This is a genomic window from Chitiniphilus purpureus, from assembly GCF_025642115.1.
Taxonomy (GTDB): Bacteria; Pseudomonadota; Gammaproteobacteria; order Burkholderiales; family Chitinibacteraceae; genus Chitiniphilus; species Chitiniphilus purpureus.
In genome coordinates this window covers 912,451-938,378 of sequence record NZ_CP106753.1, presented here as the reverse complement: position 1 = coordinate 938,378, position 25,928 = coordinate 912,451, and the positions used below count along the sequence as shown (strand labels likewise).

Genomic DNA, 25,928 nt, shown 5'->3' with positions numbered 1-25,928 from the left:
CCAAGCTCTATCAAGCCTTTGCCGAGTACGCTGATGTACTTTGCCGAAAAACTGATGCACCAGGACCAGACCCGCAGCGAGGAAGGAAAAAAGCACAGGGAGAAAATGGTCGCCGAGTTCGGCATGGATGCCGAATTGATCCGCCAGACCGGCCGTGATGGTGCCGGGGTCGCGCATTTATGGCTCAATGACCGGGTCAGCGAAACGCCGGATATGGATGCCTCGTGGCATTGCTACAACGAGCGGTTCATGGGTGTGCGCACCCCATTGGACGACAAGCGGGGATTGCTGACACGGCTCGCAATTCCGGCAACCATCATGTTCTATGTATTGATGTTTTTTCGTAAATGGGGCAATACCCGCTATATTTTTTGGGGCGGATAATCACGGAGGTGACCTTAGCGCTTCCGAATTGTTCTTTAATCTGATTTTGCTTCCTTTGGAAATCGGGTTTGCAATTGCCTATTTCTACCTCGCCAACGAATTCCTGCGCCTCGAATCCCTCGTCCAGCGTCGCCTGCTGCTCCGCTTCGACCGCGTTAACCGTAAGGTCCATCTGCACCGGCCGCGCTATGCCGGCGGGGTCATCACCCTCGATTGGGACAAGGTCACCACCGCCTTCGACGGCAAGGACGAAGGCAGCGTCGGCATTCCGCAGTTGCTGTGGTATCCGCAGGATACGCCGAATGGGTTGATCGAAATGCTACTCGTCGGCAGGCTGGCACGTGCCGATATCGAAATCCGCCAGCGTTGGGAATTCATCCGCCGCTTCATGCAGGAAAGCCCGCAATCATTGCCCGCCCGCCCCAAAACCATCGGCAGGTTTTCCTGGCCCTGGCGCAGCGTGCAGACGGCCTCCGGCTTGCTCTGGCCCTTCCACGGTCCTGATCCTGCTGTTGCTGATCTCGCCGGCCGTGCTGATCTTTGCCACCGGCAACTGGCTGTCGCTGCTGCAGTGCTGGGAGCCGGTGTTCCCGCAGGCCGTCCGCCGTGCCTGTGGCGAATCGTGGCTGGCGGTGCTGCAGACCCGGCTGATCGACCTGGGCACCTGGGCGATGCTGGCCGGGGTGGGCTGGTGGTTGTAGCCGTATTGGCAGCAGGCGTTTGGCCAAGTAGATATCGCCTTGCGAGCCCTGTCACCCATGTGCTCGGGCCATCTACAGCTCTCTGGCCTGATGCAGGGCTTTGGCGGCTTTACGGCTAAGCAGACAAGACAATTGCCGATCCGCCGACAAGTAGGCAGCACATACGTAGCCAAGGGCATTCACCAGTCAACAGCAAGGGTGGTTATAGCTGGCAGCATTTATACGGGCAGATCCGGCCTCTGACCACCATTGTGGGGCCAGGGGTATATTCGCCACCAACAGCGTACGGCTGCATCGGTATAGCGTGGTGCGTCGCTGCGGCACCGCAGTTCCAGCGTGTTTGCGGTAAACCTGAGCAGCCTGCGCGCCACGCCAGGAGCGGCCCGACAGATCGGTACGCTGGATGACAAAAGCCCTACTGCCTGAAGGCCCTATGCGGTCGACCAGGCGCCTTGATTGCGGTATGGCCATATGCGGCAGCACGCGCCCTCGGTTTTGACGCCCCCCGGGATGCGGCCCCCACCGGCCCCGATCCCGTAGCGTCGGCCACCATACAGATGTCATTCTCTTCTTTGCACGGCCGGGCCCTGCCGCTACGCTAGGCCCGCAATCCGCAGCACGCCCTTGAACCCGCCCGCGCCGGAGCCTGATATGACCGATCTTGCCTTGCTCAGTGGAATCTATTGGACCGATCTGGACGGGATCAGGGCGCGGCATGCCGCCGGGGCCGACGTCAACGCCGTGGACGCCAATGGCCGTACCCCGTTGACCGAGGCGATCCTGGGTGGCACGGGGTATCCGGCAGTGGTGAAGCTGCTGCTGGAACTGCACGCCGATCCCAGCGTGGAAGACGCCAACGGCTACACGCCGTGGCTGGCATACCGCAGCATGGCGGGCAACCCGGTCACCGAGCGTGCCCAATCCAGGATACGGGCGTTGTTGGAAGCCCATGGCGCAAGCCGGGCAGGCGAGGCGGTGTTCGAGTTGCAGGCACGCGCCGGGGCGGGCGATATCGCGGCGGTGCGCGGGCTGCTCGAACAGGGGGTCCGTATCGAAACGCCGTTCTGCTCGCCGCTGGGCGCCGCGCTGTTCGAGGGGCACCCGCAGATTGCGGAACTGCTGCTGCAAAGCGGCGCCAACCCCGAAGGCTGCGAGCCGCAGGCGGCCGGTCTGTCGCCGCTGATGCACGCGGCGGATATGGGGCTGCTGCCCATGGTGCAGCTGCTGGTGCAATACGGCGCGGACGTGACCCGTGCCGCCGATGGCGAAGACGGCTGCATGACCGCGGCCTGGTATGCGCGGCAGAAGGGGCATCACGACGTCGCGGACTGGCTGGCGCAGCAGCACCCCGCCGCCGAACGCTGCCGGATACCCCAATCGGCCCTGGGCGACGGCCCCAAGGCCAAGTACCTGGCGCTGTACCGCTGCTACACCAATGGCCGCAACCACGGGCTGGATACCGATGCGATCGTGCGCCAGCTGAGCGCCTGGGATAAACGCCATGGCATCCAGGTGCAGGATGTGGCGACGGACCGGGTCACGGTGCAGTTCATCGACCTGCCGGACGATGTGGGCAAGCTGGTCAAGGAAATCGACAAGCTCTGCCCCGATGTGATCGGGCAGCACTTCGGCCTGCTCGACGAACACGCGGCGCAGTTCACTGTCGCTGGCCAGGCCGTGCCGGCAGACCTCGCCGCGCTGCTGCAGGACCTCGACCCCGGGCACAGGCAGTTCGGCCAGCAGGTGCTCGGGCGGTGGCTGCGCACGCATCGCGCAGTACAGCTGTGGTGGGATTGACGCCGGCCGCTGCCGATTCTTCGGCTGGGCCACGCCCGTAGGAGAGCCGCATCCCCACCGGCGCCAGACCGATCCGCTTCACATCCGGCATTTGGCCACGTTCCTTCCAGCAGGCCACCCGGTCCGGGTGGGCCTGCCCCTTCATCCGACAAGGAAAGCGCCATGTCTGATCAAACCTGCAACCACTGCGGTGCCAGGATGCGCGCCATGGACACCCAGCAGGCCGGGCACAACGAGAACGAAGCGTACTACTGCCCGGCGTGCAACAAGCGATTCAAGGTCTACGCCGCCTTCACCCCGACCGTCACCCTGCTTTCCCCCAGGACGGACGGCAAAACCGATCAGTACCAGAACAGCGAGGCAGACTGACCGCCTGCGCGGCCCACCGCCAGCGGACGCCTACTTGTCCAGCGGCCGCTTGGAGTAGACCGCGATCCCGGTACCGGAAAGCGTGGCCTTGCCGCCGAGCCTGGGGGTCAGCAACGAGACGCCCGGGTCGGTGGGATGGTCCGGGTTTTTCTTGCTGAAGCTGCCGGCGAATACGGTCTTGTACTTGGTGACCGGCGTCTTGGTCAGATCCACCGGCGAAGGGCCGGATACGCCCTGCGGCTGGGCCGAGATGGTCTTGGTGTCCTGCAGGATCTTCAACGTGTCCTGGCGCTGGTTGGATTGGAACTCCTTGGTCTTCACCTCGGTGAACGTGGCGAACGTGCCCTGGTCGGTGGTCTTGATCTTCAGCAGGTCCGGCCGCCGGTTGCCTTGCACGGTCGGGCTGCCGATCGTGGTCTGCGGGTAGTACTGGCGCTTGGCCTGCTCGATCGGGTCCATCTGGTTGTACTTGCGCAGCGTGCGATCGAGCATGCGCGCTTCATTGATGAAGCCCGCCTTTTTCTCGAAATCCGTATCCTTCGCGTTCTTGTAGGCTTTCTTGTTGTCCTTGATCGCCTTGATCAGCCTCGCGTTGTTCTGGTCGTTCAGGTCATAACCCTGGTACCGCCCCTTGGTCGCACCCTTGGTATTGAACAGCGATTTGAACGCATCATGCGACTCGGTCGGCGTACCTTTTTGCAGGTGCAGCATGGGCGAAAGCGCGGCTTCAAGCTGCTTTTGCTTGCTGATCTCGAAGAAATTCGACGACTGTTTGCCAGGCAGCTGCGTGCTCCCGCCCACCCCGGATTGCACTGGCGGCAGCAGCGTCGGCGAGAAGATGGACGGCGTCGGCAACTGGACAAAGCCGCTGGTGGTGGATGGCGGCTTGGGTTGCGCCTGCTGCGGTGCTTCGAGCTTGACCTTCTTGGTCTGCTGGCCCGCGTCTTGTTGCTGGAAGGCCGTGTCGGCGGTGCGCTTCTCGTTGACCGTCTCCTGCACGGGGAAATAGTTGAATAAGGTATTGCTGGGCTTGGCAGGGGCAGTGCCAGTTTTCTTGCCGCGCTTGTTCTGGCTGCTCATGGTCGCTTCGGTCTCTGGTTTCAGGAGGCCGCCAGGCGGCCTATGCCAACAGAATCGTGTTAGCCGCTCCAGCCGGTTTGCGCAACGGCAACCACGGCCGCCACCTTTGCGGCAAGGCAGCGCCGCCAGCTAGACTGGCGCCCGGCCCCGCCCCGGATCAAACCCATCGTGTCCCTTGCCATGCCCCATCCAACCAGCGCGCCCGGCATCGACCTGTGGCTCACCTTCTATCAAGAGCTGACCGATCCGCGGTTGCTGGACGAACTGCGCGGCCTGCTGAGCGAGGCCGAGCGCCAACAGGCGGCGCGTTTTCACTTTGCAGACGACCGCAAGCGCTATCTGGCCACGCGCGCGCTGGTGCGCACCGTGCTCTCGCGCTACGCCCCGGTGGCACCCACCGACTGGGTGTTCACCGCCAACGCCTACGGCCGGCCGCAGATCGACCCCTGCCACGGCGAAGCGGCGGGGCTGCACTTCAACCTATCGCACACGCAGGGCCTGATCGTGCTGGGCGTGGCGCGCCACGGCGCGTTGGGCGTGGATGTGGAGCACCTGCACGCCCGCCAGGTCTCGCCTGGCCTGGGCGAGCGCTTCTTCTCCCCGGCCGAGGCCGCCGCGCTCGCGGCCGTGCCACCGGCGCAACGCCAGGCGCGGTTCTTCGAGTACTGGACCTTCAAGGAGGCGTACATCAAGGCACGCGGCATGGGCCTGTCGATCCCGCTCGACCGCTTCGGCTTCGACTATCCACATGAACACGCCGTGCAGCTGACCATCGACCCCGCGCTGGGCGACGACGCACAACGCTGGCAGTTCTGGCAGTTCCGCCCCACCCCGGACCACCTGCTGGCCATCTGCACCGAACGCCCCCCCACCCCACTGCCCACCCCGACGCTGCGCCGAGTGGTGCCGACACTTGCGGATGAGGTTTGGCCGGCTATGGTGATGAGGGAGTCGTGGGTGGGGTACTAACCCCCGCGATGCAGAGCTTGCAGCTTCTCAGGCGGTGTATCGGGTTGCTTGCGATCCAACCATTCGGTGCATGGGTTCATTTGCGGTGATATGCAGTTAGATGAGCAGGAATGGTGCAATTGGTGACTGTTGATTGGCCTAAGCAGCCGTTCCGCACCACCCATTTGGGCGGCAGCGTTCGAAAGCCACGCAGATTTTTTCCGACTTTAAACTCCGAGCGATTCAAGTTGAAAACACTGCTCATCGGCACTCCCATCAGATAAATCGTATAGAACGTCAAAGCTCGCCATGAACTGTCAATTTGGCATGATAAATGCCGTCCGTATTTGTCGTGATAAGTTCAGTGCTAACTTGACCCTATGGAAACCCGCTAGCCGACAGCTAGGTGCCTACCATGAACCAGAACAAGCGCTACATCCCTCTTAACGCCAGTGAAAGCGCGGTACTGCGGGATGCCAACACCTTGTTGCCACGTGACGAAGTGTACGAACCGCTGGAAGAGATGATTAATGAAGCTCTGGAAAAGGCAAAAATTGCCCAAGACAAAGCGCTGAATGGTTTGCGCGAGCACAACGCCATTTCGATTGACGGCGCACGCGGCACTGGCAAGACCGCAGTGCTCGTGAACTTGAAAAGCTATCTCAAAGACCGTGATGCCCTGAAAGATGTGCACATCCTCGACCCGGTAGACCCAACCCTGCTGGAAGATGGCGAATCGCTATTTCTACACATTATTGTCGCGGCCATACTGCACGATAAAGATGTCAAGGAGGCGCAAAGAACAACCCCGAACAAAGCCATATACCTAAATCAGACACTGGACAAGCTCGCCCAATCACTGGAATCAGTAGAAACACAAGAGAACCATCACGGCATGGACAAAGTGCGTGCCATGTACAGCAACAAGCAGCTGGCCGACTGCGTGCAGGATTTCTTCCGCGAGGTACTGAGCCTTCTGGAGAAAAAGCTGCTGATCCTGCCGATTGACGATGTCGATACCGCACTCAACCGTGCCTTTGAAAACCTCGAAATCGTGCGACGTTATCTGGCTACACCCTATGTGCTGCCCATCGTCTGTGGTGACCGTGCACTCTACGACGAAGTGACTTGGCGCGATTTTCATGGGCGCCTTATCAAGGACTCCAGCTATCGTCGCAATGAGGCTTATGAAAGCGCAGTAGAGTTGGCCTCGGAGTATCAGCGCAAAATCCTGCCATTTCCGCGCCGCCTGACGATGCCGGAGGTTAGGAAATATTGGCAGCAAAGCAATATCTATTTGCGTGATGGACAAAATGCTGAGGTGATGCCGCTGCGCAATTTCATTGCTTGGTTGGAGATTTTTTTATCCGGGCCGGTGAATGGCCTTGGTAATAGTCAGTTGCCGCTGCCCATCCCTTCGATCCGTGCCCTGACCCAGCTCTTGAATCAGTGCCAAAAACTAATCCCAACTTTGCCTAAAAGCATCAAAGAAGCGGACTCAGCCTTGCAGGCCAAGCGTGCATGGCAAATGCCAGATGTGCCTGAAAAAGCGATTGAGGAATTTGAAAAGGAATACCAGATACAGCATAAGGCCGAGAAGCGCGAATATGGCCCGGCTTATGCCAAGTTTGCTGAATATCTCAAGGCATCTTTACCAGCCTATGCAACAGAAGACTGGATCGAATCTAATCGCTCAGCGTGGATATCCAGCTTGGAAAAACATTTCAAGTTCGAGCCCACGGGTGGTGTGGCGTATCTGGTTTTGCTGGCACGGCAGTATTGGCAGCAATGGCGAGGGACACTGGCCAGCCAGCGTACCGGCAGCCTGTTTGATACACCTCTATTCCAACCGCGTGCGCATGGCCATGCGAATTATCAGCATTTCGAAAAATACCATGATTTGACCAATTGGAGTGACTCTCTGGGAGACAGATTACCAAAGATGTGGTTTCGTGATCTTTTCGAGATAAAAACAATCCTGCCATACCCGCAGGCTGAGATTGGTTGCAGTGTCAGTCAATCTTTCAATAATCAACTTGCCTCAAGTCGTAAACACAACAACCAAGCCTTGAAGGGCGAGCTTCGCAAGCTAGCGCGTGGTGTTGATTCAGATGAAAAGCTACCAGGAAAGGCAGGATTGTTGCTCAATCTACTGGCGGAATATTACTTTTACCAGTCAGCTCAACGTGCGGTAGTGCTGAATATCGGGCGCATCTTTGAGTTGATTATTGCCAGCCTGCTTGGCAACGTAGAGTTAAGCGATTTACAAAGGATTCTTCTCGCTGCACCATTTTTCTCTGCCAAAGACCTAGCGCAGGATATCGTGGTTTCGGCCCAAAACGATCCGGCCGATGAGGAGAGTGGGGGTCCAGACGAAAATGTTGATGAAGATAAGGAAACTCCACTCGATTCAGCATTGATAGCGCTGCAGCTCGAGATCAAGCAATGGCGAGAGGGATACGAAATTGACCAATTGGATATATCGCCCTGGTTGGTCTACAAGGTTTTCGAGAAGGTTTATGCCATGATTTCCGATAACAAAACCCATCAGAATGGATTGAATTACTTGACGATTGCCTTGAATAAGGCGGGCTTGGTGTTTTATGCAACTTGGTCTGCATTTGGCAGCTTCGAGAAAGGGCGTTTGTTTGGCTTGCCAGAACTGGTAACCGATGTTGGATTGCGTAGCTCAAGAAATTTTAAGCAGAATGATCACTTCAAGATGAACATTGGCCACCTTGCACCGTATAAGCAGCGCGTTGCCGGTCGAACAGACGTCGAAGATCACCGAGCATTGTTTGGTCGCAAAACCAGGACTATCGCTAATGCATTGGCTTACCACCCATTGCGGAATCTGGTTGATGATGTATGCAATACTTATTTGTCGCGAAAAAGACCTGATTCAATGTCAGGCGCACAATCAAAGAAAGGCAAAAAAAAATCAGCGAATAAATGGCTGTCTGACAAGTTGAATATTAATTTTGGCGGGAAAGAAGGCGATATTGAGAAAGTGAAAAAAGCAATTCGTGCGATGCCTGAGAGTAAATGCAAAGAAATTTGGGAGGAAATGTCTAAAGAATATAAACGAAATTCTGCAGCAAAGGTGGCATTGAATAAAGCACTTGAACTTGAGGAGAAATTTCCTGGACTCACGGGGTTTTCTGATGCTCCAGCGCACCCTGACTGAACACGCCTCTGAATGTTTTTACAGCGATGAAAGGTTGGCCGCACGGCTGTGGCAGCACTTGCTGCAGCCAGCCGACGATCTTGCCAGCGACCGTTGGCGGCGGCTGGGGGGTGACCTCTACCACTTGCTAGTTGAAGGTGTAGAAGCACGCTATCCGCGTGAACATCGCCTGACCGATGTGCGGCAGTTGATGGGACACATGCTGGATGGCGACTTGCTGCTGACACCAGAACTGCCCTGGCTGGATGGGCTGCAACAGCAACTATTGCAGCGTAATGGCGACTTGCTTTGCTACCGTGAGGGCGAAGTGCAGGCTTATGTGCGGCTGGCGGCTGGGCTGGACCCGACCTTGCTAGTAGGCTGGCATCTTGCAGGCTGGATGCAAGAAATTCCGTGTCCTGACCCGCACGACATCCGCCGTGTGGTGTCCGCCCAGACCACCTTTTTTGCCCCTCCGGGCAACCCTGCGCTACCGTTTGCTGAAGGGCATGTCCATTTCTGGGGCGTCACCGCCGATAGCGCGATTCTGGATGACTATCTGCTGGCTGATAAGTCGCTGAAGCTGAATGAAAAGCTGAATCCGTGGCAGCGTGAACAGCACGACAACTTGCAGCCATTGTTGCAGCGTGCCCGGCAATTGCTGGTGTTGTTGCTAGAGCCAGGAGCACAGACTTGCCTCGCACAAAATGACCACGAAGCACAACCCAAAGGCGATGGAAAGGCCAACCCTTCATGCACAACAGGTTGGCCGCAGCGCTTGGAACGGCTCTCCCTTGCCATGCAAACGCCTATCCGCAAACCAGACAGCCGCTTGCTGGCAGCCTGCATGCGTGTAGACAACGTTGGCAGTGCCAACTGGCTGCTGGGCGAGTTTGCGCAGGCGATGAGCTGCGGGGCAGCCAATCGCTGGTTGTGGCTGTATGTCTACCTTTGTCGACGCTACCGTGAGCATGAAACAGATCCGTATCAGCGCGCGACCATTTTGTGTTTCTGGCAAACCGTCAACCTGCTACGTCGTAGTCTGATCATGGACGGACAAGGGCTGACGCGCTTTGCCGAGCGCTATTTTCAAGCATCGCTTGGTCGTAGTAGAGACTATCAAGGCAATGTACGCCGATTGTGGGCAGGTAGGGCCGATGTGGCGGAAATCAAGTCCGGGCCATTAGCATTCAAACCTAAATTAGCCAGGGAGCTTGCTCAAGGTTTAATTGCGAACAACGATTTGTACTTGCCAAAACCACCTTATATTTTTGGCGAGTCTGATCTCCAACTGGATATGAAGGCTTTGGCCACTATGCAGGCTCTGGAACGCTGGCAATTTTGTGGCCATTTCTTGCGCTCGAAACCACACAAACAAAACCAGCGCCCCAAACCGGATAGCAAGGAGCTGTGGCAAGAGGCCGAAAAGCTGATGAGCAATCTGCAAAGCGAATCGGGCTGGGTGGCAGCCGAGTTTCTGGGGGGCAAGCTGAACTCGAACTTTCGCTTCCAACCAGCCAGATGGTTTCGCGGGCTGGACGTGGCGGGTGACGAAAATGCGTTGAAGATCGAGTGGTTTGCGCCGCTGCTGCGCTGGTTGCGCAGCGGCTTCAAGCCACGGCCAGATGGCGAACGTGCGAGCACGGGGTTTCATCTAAGCATTCATGCGGGTGAAGATTACGCTCACCCCGCATCGGGCATGCGCCATATCGACGAGACGGTGCGCTTTTGCGAGATGCGCGAGGGTGACCGGCTGGGACATGCGCTGGCACTGGGCGTTGCACCGAAAAATTGGGCCGCTCGACAAGGCGAGATGCTGCTGCCGCTGGACGAGCATCTGGATAATCTAGTGTGGCTGTGGCATCACGCCAGTGTGCTGAGCGGCGTGCTTCCATTGGCACAGCAGGTGTTGCCGATTCTGGAACGACGCATTGCGCGTTTCTGGAGCTTATCGCCGTGGTGGCAAGTGCCGGATTTCATGACGAACGCGGCCACGGGCAAGATCACTGCTTCGGCAGCCGCTTTTGAGGCCTCGCCTTTGTGCCATGCGACAGCTGATGATCTGCATCAGGCATGGTTGTTGCGGCGCAACTGTTATTACCATTTGTGTAAGATCGGAGATGGCTGGCTCGTCGATTCAAAAGAGCGGCATGCCTTACCCAACCATCCTGAGTTGGCCGAGAACAGTACGCTGGCCAGCCAGCTGTATCGGGCGCGGCATAGATGGTTTCAAAGCGTACAAGAGCCACCACTGGTGATCGTGCGCGTAGGAGATAAGGCATACGCTCACAGCAGGTTTCACACTAGGGTTGGCTGCAAGGGGGATAACTATCTGCTGGAGGATGTGGACACCCTAGCGGAGCTGGATTTCATGCACGCTCTGCAAGACTGGCTGCTGACCGAGTACGACAAGCTGGGGCTAACCATTGAGGCCAATCCAACTTCAAATGTGTATATTGCACGGCTGAAAACATACGCTGAGCATCCGATTTTCCGTTGGCACCCGCCGGACGAATCGGTACTAGCACCAGGTGCTGCGGCCAACCTTTACGGCATGCGTCGTGGCCCGGTACGCGTTCTGGTGAATACCGACGACCCTGGCATCATGCCTACCACGCTGCGCACCGAGTTCTTACTACTGCGCGAAGCTGCTCTGGAGTTAAAGGTTGGCCGCACTGTAGCAGAGCGCTGGCTAGAGACGCTGCGTCAGTACGGTATCGAACAATTTCATCGTAATCATTTGCCAGTATTTGAGGCGGTTTGAGGGGGAGTAATTGTCGAAATAAGAAGTACCGTTTATAAAACAGCATGCAAACGTCGGCCTCATCTGCTGATGAGGAGGCAGTGATCAGTTGCACGTCGCTTCGTCTTGCATAGGCCCCGCATGGGGCAAGCCGTACCAAAGTTCGCCCGGACACCCTCACCCCTCACCCCTCCAAAAACATCCCCGCAAAGCGCTGCGCGATCACCGGGTCCAGGCCGTGGGCTGCCGGGTCGATGGCCATGCGTTGGGCGATCTGCGCCACCTTGGCGTATTCGTCGGGGTTGGCGGCGCAGTGTTGCAGCAGGTTGCGGGTGTGCTGTTCCAGCTCAGCGGCGGCGGCGAGCCAGCGGGGGTCGTAGCGGGGGGTCGTGGCGCGGCCTTCCTGCGGCAGCGCGTCGTCCTGCCAGGCGAAGGCGAGGTTGCTGCCGTCGTGTCGCGCCAGCAGCGGCAGCGGCATGCCGGGCGCGACGCGCACTTCGGGCAGCAGTTGCAGCCCCTGCTTCCAGTGCAGCGCATCGCCGCTGTCCGGCGCGTTGGATAGCCAATGTTCGCCGTCAAGGTTCAGGTCGAACCAGAACAGCACTGCGCCGGCCATGCCCGGTGCCAGCGCCGGCACGCTGATCGGTTGCTGCTGCGGCGCGGGGCCGGCGCTGGCGAAGTCGAAGGCGAATACGTCGAACGGTGCGCTCAGCGCGCGATGGCCAAGCCGGGCGGCATCGACGTTGCTCGACCCGGGCGCGGCGCGGTAGGGGTTGAGCAGGGTGGCGTCGATCTCCCAGATGCGCTCGATCCGGTATTCGATCACCTGGGCGCGGATGCGGGCGGCGGCGGGCAGATAGCAGGCATCCGCCGCCAGCAGGTGTTCGCGCGCATGGGCCAGGAAATGCAGGACGCCTTCGCCGATCAGGCTGCAGTCGAACAGCTCGAACAGCGCCAGATCGGCGCGGCGCGGCAGATCGTCCGGCAGCTGCAGCTTGCGGCAGTCCCGGTGCAGCAGCGTGACCCGGTCCGCGAGGCCGCTGCGCCCGATGACTGCGCGGCCGGCCTCGGCGAGCGCACGCTGGGCCTCGCAACCGATCACACGCCCGGCACCGGCCGAGGCGGCCAGCAGCGACAGCAGGCCGCAACCGGCGCCGATGTCGAGCACCAGTGCGTCCGGCCGGGTGGCAAGTGCCCGTGTCAGGGCCTCGCGATAGCCCTGGTTGCGCCGCGCGTCGCCCAGCATCGGCACATACCAGCCGGGCAACTGCCGCGTGCGCGGCAGCGACGGTGCCGGCCGGGTTTCGAAGTGCAGCCGGGTCGAGGTGATCCGCAGCGTGGTCTGCAATGCCTCGCCCGGTTGCAGCGCGATCGGGTCGGTGTACTGCACCGCCGGGCGGATGGCGCAGAGGGGGCTGTCCGGGGCGTTGCTGATGCACACCTCGCCCAGGTCCAGCTCGAACCAGAACACGATGGCATCCACCGTGCCGGCGGTGGTGGCCGGCAGCGCGATGTCCCAATCCGCCTCGCGAAAATCGGCAAGATCGATCTGGCCGACCCGGGTGGGCTCGGTCAGCGACTGCCAGAGCCCTGGCGGCAGATCGAGTGGCTGCGGGTAGGGGCTCCAGCGCAGGGCGTTGATGGCCTCCAGCGCACAGGCCGCGTCCGGGTAGCGCCAGGCGATGCCCATTGCGAACACGGTGGCGCGCGCCGGCAGCACGCGGGCACCGGCGCGGGCATGGCGGCGCACCGCCGCGACGATGCCGGTCCCGAGCAGGGTGTGATCGATGCTGGGGAACACGATGCAGTCGCAGTCCTGCGCCGCGGGCGTTTCCGGACTCGCCGTGACCACGTCGATGCCCTGGGCAAACTGTTCGAACGACGTGCGGCGCTGCGCCTCGGTCCAGCCCGCGGCCACCTCGCCGTGCTGGGCGTGCCATGCCGCCAGGAAATGCTTTTGCGCCATGCCGTCGGCGATGCGCGCCTCAAGCGCGAAGGCCTCCTCGCAACGCACCTGCGCGGCGCCGTGCTGCAGCGCGCGCAGGGCGAACACGCCCAGTTCGCTGCCGCAGAACAGCACACGTCGGCCCGCGGTGCCGGCGAGCGCGGTGTCCCAGGCCGCCAGCCATGCCGGGTCCGCCAGCCGGGCGAGGGCGTTGCCGGGCGCGCGCTGGGCGCTGTAGCGCCGCAGATGCTGCCGCAGCCCATCGACCCGGAAGGTGTCGAACGACGCGGGGATGGCCGGATCGCCCAGCAGTGCCGGGTCGAACACCACGCCGGGTGGCGACGCCTGCGGTGGTGCCTCCTGCGGCGTCGCGGGATCGAGCACCTGGCGCAGCACCGCCGCCTGCTGTTGCGCTGCCTGCAGCGCCTGCAGGCGCTGGGCGGTCTCGGCGTCGTCCGGTTCCAGGCGCAAAGCCTGCCGATAGGCCGCCAGCGCATGTTGCGGCTCGTCGAGCCCGGCGTGGGCGTCGGCCTGCAGCCGGTAGGCAAGCGCGTGCCGCGGCGCCAGTGCCACCAGCCGTTCGGCGCCGGCCCGTGCCTGCGCGAACCGCGCCAGAGCCAGCAGCGCGCGTACGCGCCCGGCGTGCGCGTCCAAATGTGCCGGCGCTGCGGCGATGATCTGGTCGTAGTAGACCAGCGCCTCGGCCGGCCGCCCTTGTGCCAGCGCGGTTTCGGCCAGCTGTGCCAGATAGGGCAGCGCGCCTTGCAGTACCGTGCTGGGCACCCGCGCCAGCATGGCCTGCATCCGGGTCGCGTCGCCGGAGGCGAGCGCCGTGCTCAGTTCGTCGTACCAGTCAGCCATGGTCGTGCGCCGCTCCCATCATGCCGTGGCCGGCAACGTGGCCAGCAACGCAGCCAGGTTCTTGCGGTCCTGCCCGTAGGGGGTGAGCACCGGGTGTGCGCTGGAGCTGGACATGGCCGGCAGCCCGTATTTGACGAAGGTGGCCAGCGTGCCGGACGGCCCGACGTCGATATAGCGATGCCGGCCCTGCCGCTCCAGGTGCGCCACCGCGTCCCGAAAACGGATCGGCTGGCGCACCACGCGCCAGAAGAAGCCGTCCGACAGATCGGTGAGCGTCTGGCCCTGCGCGCAGCACACCAGCGGCAGGCCACCCCGCCCCAGTGGGATCGAGCGCATGAATTCGGCAAACTGCGCCTCGGCGCCCTCGATCCAGCGCGAGTGGTAGGCAAAGGACACCGCCAGCCGCTGATAGGTCACATTGCGCTGCTTGAGCGCGGCCTCGATCGGCGGCAGCTCGCATTGCGCGGCGGAGACGGCGAAGTGCGAGCTGAAATTGATCCCGGCCATCTCGCTGCGCGTATACAGGAAGTCCTCGTCGTACAGCGCCGGATCGGCCAGCACCGCGATCATGCCGCCTCGCTCGCACGAAGCCTCGAATGCCGCCGCCTGCTCCAGCACCGCCGCCAGCGCGTCCTCGACGCCGATGTAGCCGGCCACCGCGGCCGCGGCGAACGAGCCCAGGCTGGTGCCCAGCGTCAGGTCGGGCTTGATGCCCTCGTGGATCAGGCACTGCGCGAGCGCATACTCGACCATGAAGATCGCCGGATGCGTCAGCAGCGTGCGGTCGAACACCTCGGACTTGTCAGCCGAGTAGATCGCGTCGAGCACGCGCCTGCCATTGATGCCGTGCGCCACGCCATCGAGCCACACCATCCATTCGCGGAACACCGGGTGCTCGTCGAACAATTGCCTGCCCATCTGGTAGTACTGCGATCCCTGCCCCGAAAACATGAATACCGTCCTGGCGGACATGGCCTGCTCCCCGCTATCGATTGTCATTTGCTCCATTCCCCGATCGGCGCCGCCGCGGTATCCGGCGCCTCGCCCGCGATGCCCGCCGCCTGCAGCGCGGCGGCGAGCTGTGCCAGCCGCAATTCATGCGCCGCCAATTGTTCCAGCAGTGGCTGCAGCGCGCCCGGCTCGCGCCCCCGTGTGCCCTCGCCCGCGACCAGGTGGGCCGGGTTGCCCAGCGCGGTGGCACCGGCCGGCACGGCCTTGACCACCACCGCGTTCGAGCCGATGCGGGCGCCCCGCCCGACCGTGATGTCGCCCAGCACCTTGGCGCCGGCGCCCACCGTCACGCCGTCCTCCAATGTGGGATGCCGCTTGTGGCCGCGCTGCAGCGAGGTGCCCCCCAGCGTGACGCCCTGGTAGAGGGTGCAGTCGTCGCCGACCACCGCGGTCTCGCCGATCACCACGCCATGGCCATGGTCGATGAACACCCGTCGGCCCAACTGGGCGCCCGGGTGGATCTCGATGCCGGTCAGGCTGCGCGCCAGGTGCGATACGAACCGCGCCAGCCACCACAGGCCGCGCTGCCAGCACCAGTGCGCCCGGCGATGCAATACCACGGCATGCAGGCCGGGATAGCAGGTGAGCACTTCCCAGGCGCTGCGCGCGGCAGGATCGCGCTCGATGATGCTGGCGATGTCTTCTCGAAGGCGGTTGAGCATGGGATCGGGCAACGGGGTGGCGCGCCGCGCACGGCGCCGGATCGGCGGGGCGGCAGCGCACCCGCCGTTGCTTGGGCAGGCCCCGGGCAGCATTGCCGGGGCGGTGGCCGACCACGGCCGGCGCCTCACCGCGTCAACAGCGGGCGGCCACCACGTCCAGGCCGAGCGAGTGGTAGTACTGGCGCCAGAACAGCGCCGAATCCCGCGCATCCTCGACCGAGCGCGCCGATTCGATCTCGAACAGGCTGACCGGGCCGGCGCGGCGCGCGGCTTCCAGCCAGTGCGCGATCTCGCCGTCCTGCGCCACATCGGAAAAGATCTGCTCCTGCTCGTCGCCCAGGCGCCGCTGCGTCCAGCCGATGTAGTGCAGATCGTCCGGGCTGCTGCCCAATCCAAACACGTGATAGTCCGCGCTCGCCATGTCCTCACCCCTTCGATGAACCGCCTCTTCGGCGTACCGCAACCCACCTTGCCAAGCGCCACCGCCGCGCCGCGGCATTGCCCGCCATGCACCCGGCCGCGTGTACCGGCGCCGCTGCGCCCCACTTGCCGGTCACTAGGCCGGCGTCAGCTCGTCCAGGTCGAAATAGCCGTTGTATCCCTTCAGGTAGACCGCCGCCCGGTGCCCGAACAGCACCACGGCCTCGCTGCGGGTCTCCAGATCGGCAGCGTCGACCAGCGTCGACCTGACCCGCGTGCCCACCGGATGCGTCCTGTTCCAGGCACGGACCTTGTCCTCGGCCACCACGCCGGGCCGGGCCGGTGCGGCCGGCGCGTCGTCCTGCAATTGCGCGGCGAGCGCATCGAGCACTGGCCGGGGCGTCTGCACCTCGACGGTCTTGGCCAGCTTCGTCAGCACATCGCCCGGCCCCAGCTCTTCGAACACCATGGCCTCACCGCGCGCCACGCCCTGGGCCAGCAGGTACTGGACGGTCTCGGACCAGCGCACCGTGCTGGCGATCTGGCCTGCCAGCGTGTCCAGCAGCGCATCGTCGCAATAGGGCCGGGCAGTGATGTTGGCGATCACCGGGATCTGTGGCGCGGCAAACCGGAACGACGCGAGGTAGTCCTTGAACTGCGCCATCGCCTCCCGCATGAACACCGAGTGGAAGGCGCCGCTGGTCGCCAGCGGGTAGTAGCGCACCTTGCCCTGCTGGAACAGCGGCTCGGCGCGGGCAATCTCGTCGGCAAGGCCGGAGATCACGATCTGCGACGGCGTGTTGTAGTTGGCCAGATAGATGTTGTTCAGCCCGTGTTCGCGCAGCGTCTCCTCGATCTGCTCCTTGCTGGCGTTGAGCACCGCCGCCATCGCGCCGCCGGACACCTGCGCCATCAGTTCGCCGCGCTTTTGCACCAGCCGCAGCCCGGTCTCGAAATCGAAGCAGCCAGCCGCCATCAGCGCATTGAATTCGCCCAGGCTGTGCCCGGCCAAAAAGTCGGGCGCGCCGTCCTCTTCGCGCTTCTTGAAGTACGACAGCGCGTTGACCACGTACAGCGCCGGCTGGGTGAAGCGGGTGTTGCCCAGCTCGTCGCGCGCATCCTGCAGGCACAGCGCGCGCACGGAATAGCCGAGGATGGCGTCGGCCTGCCCGGTCAGTTCCTGGAAGCGCTCGAACAGGCCCTCGCCCATCCCCTTGGATTGCGAGCCCTGGCCCGGAAACATATAGGTCTTCATCGTTTGCCCCTATGAATCGATCTGTTGGACGAAGCGGCCCTGCCGCCTGCGGTGCGGGCCGGCCATCAGCCGTACCGCTGCAGGCAGACCGCGGTATTGATCCCGCCGAACCCCATGCTCAGGTTGAGTGCGTTGCGGATCGGGTGCACCACCGGCTCGCGTCCCACCCAGCGCAGTGCCGGGTCGATCGGCCGGTCGAGGTTGCGCGTGGGGTGCAGCGTGCCCGCCTGCATCTGCAGCAGCACGGCGATCAGTTCGGCCGTGCCGGCGGCGCTCAGGCCATGGCCGGTGATCGACTTGGTCGCATTCAGCCAGGCCCGCTCCAGCCCGCAGCGGCGGAGGGTTTCGATTTCGGTGACGTCGCCGATCGCCGAACCGGTGCCATGCGGGTTCAGATAGTCGATCTGCGCCGGCGCGAGCCCGGCCTGTGCCAACGCCGCGCCGATGGCCGCGGTTTCGCCGTCGGCCGACGGGTTGGGGTTGCGGTTCGCGTCCATGCCAAGGCCCCAGCCGGCGACGCGGGCGTAGGGCGGGCGGGCACGCCGCTGCGCCGACGCCAGCGTCTCGACCACCACCGCGCCGCACAGCTCGCCGAAGATGAAGCCATCGCGGTCCGCATCGAACGGGCGGCACGCCAGCGCCGGCGCATCGGCATGGCGGTCCGAGCCCATCGCACCGAGCGAACGCAGTCCCTGGCATTCCCAGTACGACAGGTCCATCAGCGCCCCGAGCGCGATACAGGCCTGCACCCGGCCCGACTGCACCGCGTGCAGCGCTTCGATCACCGCCAGCTGGCCGCTGGCGGAGGCACCGCCCACCGTATGGGCAAGGCCCTTGATGCCGAACGCCTCGGTGCACAGCCCGCACAGGTCGCTGTCCATGAACGCCATGCCGTAGGTCGGGCGCACGAAGGCTTCGCGTCCGCGGTAGCCGTCGCGCAGCAGCGTCGCTTCGCGCTGCTGCACGTTCGAGCCGCCGACGATGAGGCCGACCGCCTCGCCCGGCATCGCGCCCAGCCCGGCGTCGTGCCAGGCTTCGTGCAACGTGGCGAGCGCCACCTGGCCGGAGAGCGAGGCGGTGCGCAGCAGGCCGGCCGGGATCGTCTGCGGCATCGCCAGCGTGCCGATCTCGGCACCGAGAAAGCCGGGCGTCGCTGCGGCCTCGTGCCCCGGCAACTGCCGCCCCGGGCGCCGCATCGGGGCGAAGGCGTGCCGGCCGGCGAGCAGCGCCGCGGCGAACGCGTCCTTGCCCTGGCCGATGGCGGAGGTGATGCCAAGCCCGGTGACGACCGGATCGTTGGGCGCGGGGCGGGTCAGGGACGACATGGGGCGGGGGGCCCTAGCCCTGTTCGTGCATGATGCGCGCCAGGTCGCCGATGTTCTCGGCCTTGGCCATGGCGATCAGCGGAATGTTCAGCGACAGCGATTCGAGCGTCATCATGATGATGTCGGCGCGGTCGACCGAGTTGGCGCCCAGTGCCTTGAGCGAATCGTCCGGCTGGAAGCGATGCGTCTCCAGGCTCGGGATCACTTCGCGCACATGGCGGACGATGGTTTCGAAGATCTCTTCCTTGTTCACAGCGTATGTCTCCTGCGGGATGTGGAACGGCACATGGTCAGTTGCCGAAAAAGGCCTCGATGCGCTCCTTGACCTCGGGCCGGTGGAAAGTGAGTTCGTGCATGGCGATCTCCTGCTCGATGAACGCGGGCAGCTGTGCCCTGAGCGGCCCCACCAGATGGCTTTTCAGCGTGACGAGCGAGATACGCGGCTTCTCGGCCAGGCTTCTGGCCAGCTCCAGCGCGTGCTGCGGCACCGCTTCGCGCGGCACCACCGCAAACGGCACGCCGCGCCGCTGCAGTTCCTCGCCGCGATAGGTGGCGGCACTGAGCATCATCTCGTGCGCCAGGCTCAAGCCCAGCTTGTGCGGCAGGATGAAGGTCGACCCCATGCCGGGGGTGAAGCCGTATTTCATGAAGTTGGCGGTGTAGACGCTCTCGCGCGCCAGCACCACGAAGTCGGCAAACAGGCCCATCACGAAACCGCCGCCGATGCCGTGGCCCTGCATCGCCGCGATCACCGGGATGGGACAGTTGAGCGCCAGGCTGTACAGGTCCTTGTCGGTGAACTTGACCTTGCCCTCGAACAGCTCGCGCAGGCCCGCCTGCGTGCCGCCGCTTGAGAAATAGCTGTCGTAGCCGGTGAGGATCACGACCTTGTAGTCGGCGCAGTGCCGGATCTGGTCGAACGCCGCGGTCAGCCCGTGGATCAGCGCATCGGTGAAGGTGTTCTTGTTGACCCGGTCCTGCATGCGCACCTGGACGATGCCCGCTTCCAGCTCGCTGACCTCGATGATGGGCCCGGACATCAGTCGGCCTCCCACGGGAACCTGCCGGTGCGGGCATAGCGCGCGATGCGCTGCAGGTTGTCCGGATCGGAGAACACGGCGATGTTGGCCTTGAGCGCCTTGGGCTTGGCGGCGGCGAGCCCGTCGTCCAGCCCGACCGCGTAGCGCTTGTAACGCGCGATGCCGGTCATCCCCAGCCGCCGCAGCCGCAGCAGGTGCTTGCGCAGCAGGTTCTCGCTGTTGTCCTCGCAGGCGTCGACGAGGCCCCACTGCAGCGCCTGGGCCGCGCTGATGGGCTGAGTGGTCAACGTCATGTAGTTGGCCTTGGCAAAGCCGATCCGACGCACCAGGAACGGCAGCACGCAGGCCGGCATCAGGCCGAACAGCAGCTCGGACAGGCTGAAGGTGGCCTCGCTCTGCGCCAGCACGATGTCGCACGCGGCAACAAAGCCGATGCCGCCGGCGTTGGCCCGGCCGCGCACATGCGCGATGGTGATGTAGGGGCCGCATGCCAGCCGCTGCCATACGTCGTACAACGGCTCGGGATCCTGTTCGCGGCTCGGGCGGCCATCCTCGAAGCGGGCCTGGATCTCGTTGAAATCCGCCCCCGAGCAGAACACATCGGGCAGCCCCTCCAGCACCACCACCTTGGCCACGCCCTCGCAGGCGCGCAGCACCGCGGCAAGCTCGGCGATCAGGCCGTCGCTGATGGCGTTGCCCGCCTGCGGCCGGTGCAACGTGACAAAGCAGATGTCCTCGTCCTGCCGCACCCGCAGGGTGTCGTAGGCATCGTTCAGGAGACCCATTCGTACTCCCGGTGGAATTCCTTGATCTCCTTGAGCAGCAGCGTCGGCTGCTTGAGCGCGGTGCGCGCCTCGGCGATGAAGTCGGCATCCGGGATCAGGTTGCGCGTGCCGAACTTGAGTTCGCGGCTCTTTTCCAGCAGCTGGTCGTACTGCGCCATCGACAGCTCGTAGCGGTTGTCCAGCCGCGCCTTGATGCCGAGCGCGCGCAGGCGCTCCTGGCCCTCCTTCCTGACCACGCCACTGAAGAATTCGGAACAGCAGCCCGAGCCGTAGGAGAACACGCCGACGCGCTTGGGCGTGTCGAAGTCGCCGTTGTCGATGGTGCTGGCCAGCGACAGCGCGGCGGTCGCCCCCATGATGTTGCCGACCCGCTGGCAGTGGGTGAGCCCGGGCGCCACCCGGCGCTGGAAGTCGTCCTCGATGTCGGCGGGCTTGGCCTTGACCAGCTTGCGCATCATGTTGCGGTGCGCGCCCTTGACCATGCCGCCGAACGGGGTGTGATAGGCCAGATAGCCGAAGGTCTCGCCGAAATGCGCGCCCTCGACGCGCTTCTGGTATTCCAGGTAGGCGTTCTCGCAGCAGTTGAGGTAGGACAGCAGCGACAGGTCGGTATCGCCCGCGTCGGTATCCGGCGAGGGACGGCAGGTATCCATCACCTCGTAGCCGTAGTAGCCGTTGGCGCCCACGTCGATCTGGAACACATGCGGCCGGTCGCTGACCAGCATCGCCACCGCGCCCGAGCCACCGCTGGGCTCGGCGAACGACCAGTCCGCCGACAGCGCCTCGCCACCCTCCTCGACCATGAAGCGCGACACGTCGGTGGCGATCACCAACGCCTTGCAGCCCGGCGAGGTCTGCGACAGCACGAAGTTCACCGCCATCTGCAGGCCGGCCACGCCGGAATAGCAGGCATTCTTCAGCTCGAACAGCCGGCAGTTGCGGTTCAGCCCGAGCAGATCGTGGCAATAGGTGCTCATCGACTTGCCGAAATCGAACGCCGATTCGGTGCAGGTGATCACCATCTCGATCCGGTCCTTCTCCTCGGGCGTCAACGCATCGATCAGCGGCTTGGCCGCGTTGACGGCGAAGGTGATCGGGTCCTCGCACGGCAGCGCGACCGTCTTTTCCTTCATCAGCAGGTTCTCGAACCGGCTCATGTCCAGCTGCCGGTGCCGGGCCAGCTTGGCCACGTCCAGGCAGGCCGTGCCGGCAAACAAATTGATCGCTTCGATTCCAACCATGCTCACTGCGATAACCTCCGGCATCCGCGCCTTGTCTGTGGTGTGTCCGCGTCCCAGGCGGCACGGCAAGGCTCCAACCCCGCCGGTGCTGCCTTGCCGCGCCTAGCGAAAATCCAGCAACCTGCTCTCGCTCTGCCCCTTCCTGAGCCGGAAGGCGGCAAACGCGTGTCGATCGGGAAAATGCAGATACATGTTGTGGCCGAGCACATCGGCAAACCGCTGCCCCGGGGGGCGCAGATAGGTGTGGCCGGGAAACACGTGCGTATCCGGGTGCAGCCGTGCCTTCAGCAACTCCAGGCTCTCGAACATCTCGAACGCCGCATCGGGCCCGTTGCAGATCCCGCAGCCCTCGATGAACAGCACGTCGCCGGTGAACAGGTTGTTGCCGATCAGGTAGCACATGCAGCCCGGCGTATGCCCGGGCGTCAGGATGGGCTCGATGCGCATCCCCCCCACCCACCAGGGCGTTTCGTCGATCGCGACCAATTGCCTCGCGTGGAACCCGGATGCCTCGATCTCGCGACGCGACATCCAGATCGGGCAGTTGTAGAACTCCGCCAGCGGCTGTGCGAGATCGATATGATCGAAATGGGCATGCGTCAGCAGGATGCCGCTCAGCGTCGACCGGGTACTGGCCAGCGCCGCGTGGATCTTGTCGATCTGCCAGGCCGGGTCGACCAGCACGGCCTGCTGGCTTGCCGGATCGACGATCAGGTAGTTGTTGTTCTTCATCACCTGGCGTGCGACCTTGATCAGGAAAACGCGTGGCGCCAGTACATCGTCCCCGCCGTCGATTCGATCCGTATCCACGATAGCCGCCCTGACCCGATCCCCAATGCCAGCCTTGTTGCAACCGGCATCTGCGGCAGCCCAAGTCGATATCCTTGCCTCATCCAGCCCCAAGGGTCATGGATGGCGCCCAACTGCGTAAGCCCTAAGAAAACAATTGGGATGCGGCTAATCTATCGCTTGCCACGCCGCTTTAGAACTACACGAACATGTAGTTGTGACGGGCAGGGATGCCCGCCGCGGCGGTTTTGCCGCCGACCGCCACCGGATTCGCGCGCATACTGCCTTACGGCGCAGACAGTCGGCAGCGGGCGCCGCACGGCGGCGACGCATCCCGGCAAGGCAGGCACGCGATGTGTCTTCGATACTGCTGAAACAACCAATTGGCCGGGGTTGGCGTTTCGCCAAGCATACGTGCCGGCCCGGCGGGCCTGCGGCATGCTGGTCCGCCATCCCGTAGAGCCCTTGCCCCGGAGGCGCCATGCTGCACACCACCCTGCTCGTCACCACCATCGCGCTGCTGGCCATGCTCTCGCCGGGGCCGGACTTCTTTCTGATGGTCAGGAACGCCGCGCGTTATCCGCGCCGGGCGGCGCTCGCCACCGCAGCCGGCATCAATGTCGGCATTGCAGCGCACATGGCGTATTGCGTGGCAGGGCTGGCGGTGGTGATTGCCACCACGCCGTGGCTGTTCAATTTGCTCAAGTACGCGGGCGCGGCCTATCTGATCTGGATCGGCCTGCAGGCGCTGCGCGCGCGCGGCGGCGGCACGATCGCGCTCGAGGCGGCGCGCCAGCAGGTGGGGCTGCGGCAGGCGTTCATGCAAGGGTTGCTGTGCAATCTGCTCAACCCCAAGGCCACACTGTTCTTCCTGTCGGTGTTCACGCAGATACTGAGCGTGGACACCACGCTGCCGGCCAAGCTCTGGTACGCGTTCATCATCTGGATGCTGGGTGTGATCTGGTGGCCGCTGCTGGTGTTCATCATCCAGAGCGCGGCGGTGCGCCGGGGCCTTGCGCGCGCGCAGTCGCTGATCGACAAGGTGCTGGGCGGTGTGCTGGTCGCGCTGGGGGTGAAGGTGGCGCTGTCCTGAAGCGCGGCGACCGGTGCGGCGCGGCACCGGCGACAAAAAACCCGCGCCGGCGATGCCGGACGCGGGTCTGGGAATTGCCCTGGCTATACCGGACAGCCGTGGGCAATTACAGGCTGTAGTACATGTCGAATTCGACCGGGTGCGTGGTCATCCGGATGCGGTTGACTTCGTTCATCTTCAGTTCGATGTACGAGTCGATCCACTCGTTGGTGAACACGCCGCCACGGGTCAGGAACTCGCGGTCCGCATCCAGCGCGGCCAGTGCTTCGTCGAGCGAGGCGCACACGGTCGGGATCAGCTTGTCCTCTTCCGGCGGCAAGTCGTACAGGTTCTTGTCGGCCGGATCGCCCGGGTGGATCTTGTTCTGCACGCCATCGAGGCCGGCCATCAGCAGTGCCGAGAAGGCGAGGTACGGGTTGGCCAGCGGATCCGGGAAGCGTGCCTCGATGCGGCGGCCCTTGTCGGACGCCACGTGCGGGATGCGGATCGAGGCGGAGCGGTTGCGTGCGGAGTACGCAAGCTTCACCGGCGCTTCGTAGTGCGGCACCAGACGCTTGTACGAGTTGGTACCCGGGTTGGTGATGGCGTTGAGCGCCTTGGCATGCTTGATGATGCCGCCGATGTAGTACAGCGCGAACTCCGACAGGCCGGCATAGCCGTTGCCCGCGAACAGGTTCTTGCCGTCCTTCCACACGGATTGGTGCACGTGCATGCCGGAGCCGTTGTCGCCGACGATGGGCTTGGGCATGAAGGTGGCGGTCTTGCCGTACTGGTGGGCCACGTTGTGGACCACGTACTTCAGGATCTGGGTCCAGTCGGCGCGCTGCACCAGCGTGCTGAACTTGGTGCCGATCTCGTTCTGGCCGGCGTTGGCCACTTCGTGGTGGAACACTTCCACCGGCACGCCCAGCTCTTCGAGCACCAGCACCATGGTGGCGCGGATGTCCTGGTGGCTGTCGACCGGCGGGACCGGGAAGTAGCCGCCCTTGACGCGCGGACGGTGACCGAGGTTGCCGCCTTCGGTGTCATCGGCGGTGGCCCAGGCACCTTCGTCCGAGCTGATCTTGAGGAAGCAGCCGGACATGTCCACGCCCCAGCGCACGCCGTCGAAGATGAAGAATTCGGGTTCCGGACCGAAGTAGGCGGTGTCGCCCAGGCCCGATGCCTTCAGATAGGCTTCGGCGCGCCTGGCGATCGAGCGCGGGTCGCGGTCATAGCCCTTGCCGGTATCGGGTTCGATCACGTCGCAGGTGAGGAACACGGTCGGTTCGTCGAAGAACGGATCGATGTTGGCGGTGGCCGGGTCCGGCATCAGCAGCATGTCGGAAGCCTGGATGCCCTTCCAGCCGGTGATCGAGGAGCCATCGAAGGCGTGGCCGTTGCTGAACCATTCCTCGTCCACAACGTGGGCCGGCACAGTGACGTGCTGCTCCTTGCCGATGGTATCGGTGAAACGCAGGTCCACGAACTTGATGTCGTTTTCCTGAATCAACTTGAGAACGTCGGCTGCCGCCATCTTTGTAAGCTCCTTGCGGATAAGGGTTGTATCGGTGTCGCTCTGGCCCGTTGCGCCAGCGGCGCGGGATGGCACGCTCGCAAGCATGATCTGTGCCAGCCCGCCGAAGCGAGAGGAATCATTGTGCCACAAACGTTGCGGCGCACGACCGCGATTTGGCCGCGCACCACATCGATGCACCATCCCGGATTTTCGCCCCATTTCTGTGCATCCGTGCCGGTACAGGGGGTACTGGAGGCGGTTTCAAGTCCGCCGCGCGGCGTGCGGCGGTTAGAATGGCGCCTTCGACCCTGTGACCGGAGGAATCAGCAACCATGAGCGAAGCAAACGTGATCCTGCAGCGGGCGCGCGAGCGCGCTGGCCAGTTGGGGCTGCCCTATTCGGGCGCGCTGACGCCTGCCGAAGCACACCTGCTGATGCAACAGCCGGTCGGTGCCACCGTCGTCGACGTGCGCACCGCGGCGGAGTGGCAGTTCGTCGGCATTGTCCCCGGTGCTGAATTGATCGAGTGGAAACGCTATCCCGGCATGGCGCCCAACCCGGAGTTCCTGGCACAGCTGAAGCAGAAGGTCGACCCGCAGCGCGTGGTGCTGTTCCTGTGCCGCTCCGGCGCACGCAGCCACGATGCCGCCGCCCTGGCCGCGAGCCACGGCTATGCCGAGGCCTACAACATCCTGGAAGGCTTCGAAGGCGACCGGGACGCCGCGCAGCACCGCAACACCGTGAACGGCTGGAAGGCGGCCGGACTGCCCTGGGTGCAGGGGTGAGGGCTTATGAGGTGTGAGGTGTGAGGTATA

The 25,928-nt window shown here is 63.5% G+C and carries 22 protein-coding genes; 9 read left to right on the top strand and 13 right to left on the bottom strand.

Features of this window, described 5'->3' with window-relative positions; genetic code table 11:
* Window positions 1-33: 33 nt before the first annotated feature.
* From N8I74_RS04070 to N8I74_RS04055, 4 genes are all read left to right on the top strand, one after another.
* Window positions 34-384 (top strand): hypothetical protein, encoded by a 351-nt coding sequence (locus N8I74_RS04070; protein WP_263125652.1) that lies wholly within the window; start codon window positions 34-36, stop codon window positions 382-384.
* Window positions 385-412: 28 nt separating this feature from the next.
* On the top strand, window positions 413-1,204 hold the full coding sequence (locus N8I74_RS04065; RefSeq protein WP_263125651.1) for a hypothetical protein: 792 nt from the start codon (window positions 413-415) through the stop codon (window positions 1,202-1,204).
* A 532-nt stretch (window positions 1,205-1,736) separates the two neighbouring features.
* Entirely contained in the window at window positions 1,737-2,882 is a 1,146-nt protein-coding gene (locus N8I74_RS04060) for an ankyrin repeat domain-containing protein (RefSeq protein ID WP_263125650.1), read from the top strand.
* Window positions 2,883-3,044: 162 nt separating this feature from the next.
* Window positions 3,045-3,251: a hypothetical protein gene (locus N8I74_RS04055; protein WP_263125649.1), complete on the top strand. Its 207-nt coding sequence runs from the start codon at window positions 3,045-3,047 to the stop codon at window positions 3,249-3,251.
* A 30-nt stretch (window positions 3,252-3,281) separates the two neighbouring features.
* On the opposite strand, the gene N8I74_RS04050 is transcribed toward N8I74_RS04055, so the two are convergent.
* Window positions 3,282-4,331 (bottom strand): hypothetical protein, encoded by a 1,050-nt coding sequence (locus tag N8I74_RS04050; protein WP_263125648.1) that lies wholly within the window; start codon window positions 4,329-4,331, stop codon window positions 3,282-3,284.
* A gap of 180 nt (window positions 4,332-4,511) precedes the next feature.
* Here N8I74_RS04050 and N8I74_RS04045 point away from each other — a divergent pair, with 180 nt between their 5' ends.
* The 3 genes from N8I74_RS04045 to rdrB all read left to right on the top strand — a co-directional run bounded on the left by N8I74_RS04045 (window position 4,512) and on the right by rdrB (window position 11,209).
* Window positions 4,512-5,300: a 4'-phosphopantetheinyl transferase family protein gene (locus N8I74_RS04045; protein ID WP_263125647.1), complete on the top strand. Its 789-nt coding sequence runs from the start codon at window positions 4,512-4,514 to the stop codon at window positions 5,298-5,300.
* A 394-nt stretch (window positions 5,301-5,694) separates the two neighbouring features.
* Window positions 5,695-8,466 (top strand): antiviral RADAR system adenosine triphosphatase RdrA, encoded by a 2,772-nt coding sequence (gene rdrA / locus N8I74_RS04040; RefSeq protein ID WP_263125646.1) that lies wholly within the window; start codon window positions 5,695-5,697, stop codon window positions 8,464-8,466.
* Window positions 8,408-11,209 carry an antiviral RADAR system adenosine deaminase RdrB gene (rdrB, locus tag N8I74_RS04035; protein ID WP_263125645.1) on the top strand — a complete coding sequence of 934 codons (2,802 nt, stop codon included), beginning with the start codon at window positions 8,408-8,410 and terminating at the stop codon, window positions 11,207-11,209. The genes rdrA and rdrB overlap by 59 nt, the downstream gene beginning before the upstream one ends.
* Before the next feature lie 163 nt (window positions 11,210-11,372).
* Here the strand turns inward: rdrB and N8I74_RS04030 are convergent, their stop codons facing one another.
* From N8I74_RS04030 to N8I74_RS03980, 11 genes are all read right to left on the bottom strand, one after another.
* A complete protein-coding gene (locus tag N8I74_RS04030; protein ID WP_263125644.1) occupies window positions 11,373-13,994 on the bottom strand; it encodes a tetratricopeptide repeat protein in 2,622 nt (873 codons plus the stop codon).
* An 18-nt stretch (window positions 13,995-14,012) separates the two neighbouring features.
* Window positions 14,013-14,993, bottom strand: a complete 981-nt coding sequence (locus tag N8I74_RS04025; RefSeq protein ID WP_263125643.1) for an acyltransferase domain-containing protein — start codon at window positions 14,991-14,993, stop codon at window positions 14,013-14,015.
* Complete coding sequence (cysE, locus tag N8I74_RS04020) at window positions 14,990-15,667, bottom strand: serine O-acetyltransferase (protein ID WP_263125642.1); 678 nt, start codon at window positions 15,665-15,667, stop codon at window positions 14,990-14,992. The genes N8I74_RS04025 and cysE overlap by 4 nt, the downstream gene beginning before the upstream one ends.
* Before the next feature lie 133 nt (window positions 15,668-15,800).
* On the bottom strand, window positions 15,801-16,088 hold the full coding sequence (locus N8I74_RS04015; protein ID WP_263125641.1) for a hypothetical protein: 288 nt from the start codon (window positions 16,086-16,088) through the stop codon (window positions 15,801-15,803).
* Between the two features lie 135 nt (window positions 16,089-16,223).
* Window positions 16,224-17,342, bottom strand: a complete 1,119-nt coding sequence (gene fabD, locus N8I74_RS04010; RefSeq protein ID WP_263125640.1) for an ACP S-malonyltransferase — start codon at window positions 17,340-17,342, stop codon at window positions 16,224-16,226.
* Between the two features lie 65 nt (window positions 17,343-17,407).
* Window positions 17,408-18,667, bottom strand: coding sequence for a beta-ketoacyl synthase N-terminal-like domain-containing protein (locus N8I74_RS04005; protein WP_263125639.1), 1,260 nt, complete (start codon window positions 18,665-18,667; stop codon window positions 17,408-17,410).
* A gap of 13 nt (window positions 18,668-18,680) precedes the next feature.
* Window positions 18,681-18,920, bottom strand: a complete 240-nt coding sequence (locus N8I74_RS04000) for an acyl carrier protein (protein ID WP_263125638.1) — start codon at window positions 18,918-18,920, stop codon at window positions 18,681-18,683.
* Window positions 18,921-18,957: 37 nt separating this feature from the next.
* Window positions 18,958-19,707 (bottom strand): polyketide synthase, encoded by a 750-nt coding sequence (locus N8I74_RS03995; protein WP_263125637.1) that lies wholly within the window; start codon window positions 19,705-19,707, stop codon window positions 18,958-18,960.
* Window positions 19,707-20,492 carry an enoyl-CoA hydratase/isomerase gene (locus N8I74_RS03990; RefSeq protein ID WP_263125635.1) on the bottom strand — a complete coding sequence of 262 codons (786 nt, stop codon included), beginning with the start codon at window positions 20,490-20,492 and terminating at the stop codon, window positions 19,707-19,709. The genes N8I74_RS03995 and N8I74_RS03990 overlap by 1 nt, the downstream gene beginning before the upstream one ends.
* Window positions 20,480-21,733 (bottom strand): hydroxymethylglutaryl-CoA synthase family protein, encoded by a 1,254-nt coding sequence (locus tag N8I74_RS03985; protein ID WP_308445889.1) that lies wholly within the window; start codon window positions 21,731-21,733, stop codon window positions 20,480-20,482. The genes N8I74_RS03990 and N8I74_RS03985 overlap by 13 nt, the downstream gene beginning before the upstream one ends.
* 102 nt (window positions 21,734-21,835) lie before the next feature.
* Window positions 21,836-22,543, bottom strand: a complete 708-nt coding sequence (locus tag N8I74_RS03980) for an MBL fold metallo-hydrolase (RefSeq protein WP_263125633.1) — start codon at window positions 22,541-22,543, stop codon at window positions 21,836-21,838.
* 460 nt (window positions 22,544-23,003) lie between these two features.
* Between N8I74_RS03980 and N8I74_RS03975 the strand changes: the two genes are divergently transcribed.
* Window positions 23,004-23,615: a LysE family transporter gene (locus N8I74_RS03975; RefSeq protein WP_263125632.1), complete on the top strand. Its 612-nt coding sequence runs from the start codon at window positions 23,004-23,006 to the stop codon at window positions 23,613-23,615.
* A gap of 106 nt (window positions 23,616-23,721) precedes the next feature.
* Here the strand turns inward: N8I74_RS03975 and glnA are convergent, their stop codons facing one another.
* Window positions 23,722-25,131 carry a type I glutamate--ammonia ligase gene (gene glnA, locus N8I74_RS03970; protein ID WP_263125630.1) on the bottom strand — a complete coding sequence of 470 codons (1,410 nt, stop codon included), beginning with the start codon at window positions 25,129-25,131 and terminating at the stop codon, window positions 23,722-23,724.
* 314 nt (window positions 25,132-25,445) lie between these two features.
* On the opposite strand from glnA, the gene N8I74_RS03965 reads away from it, so the two are divergent.
* Window positions 25,446-25,898: a rhodanese-like domain-containing protein gene (locus N8I74_RS03965; RefSeq protein WP_263125629.1), complete on the top strand. Its 453-nt coding sequence runs from the start codon at window positions 25,446-25,448 to the stop codon at window positions 25,896-25,898.
* The last annotated feature ends 30 nt before the right edge of the window (window positions 25,899-25,928 follow it).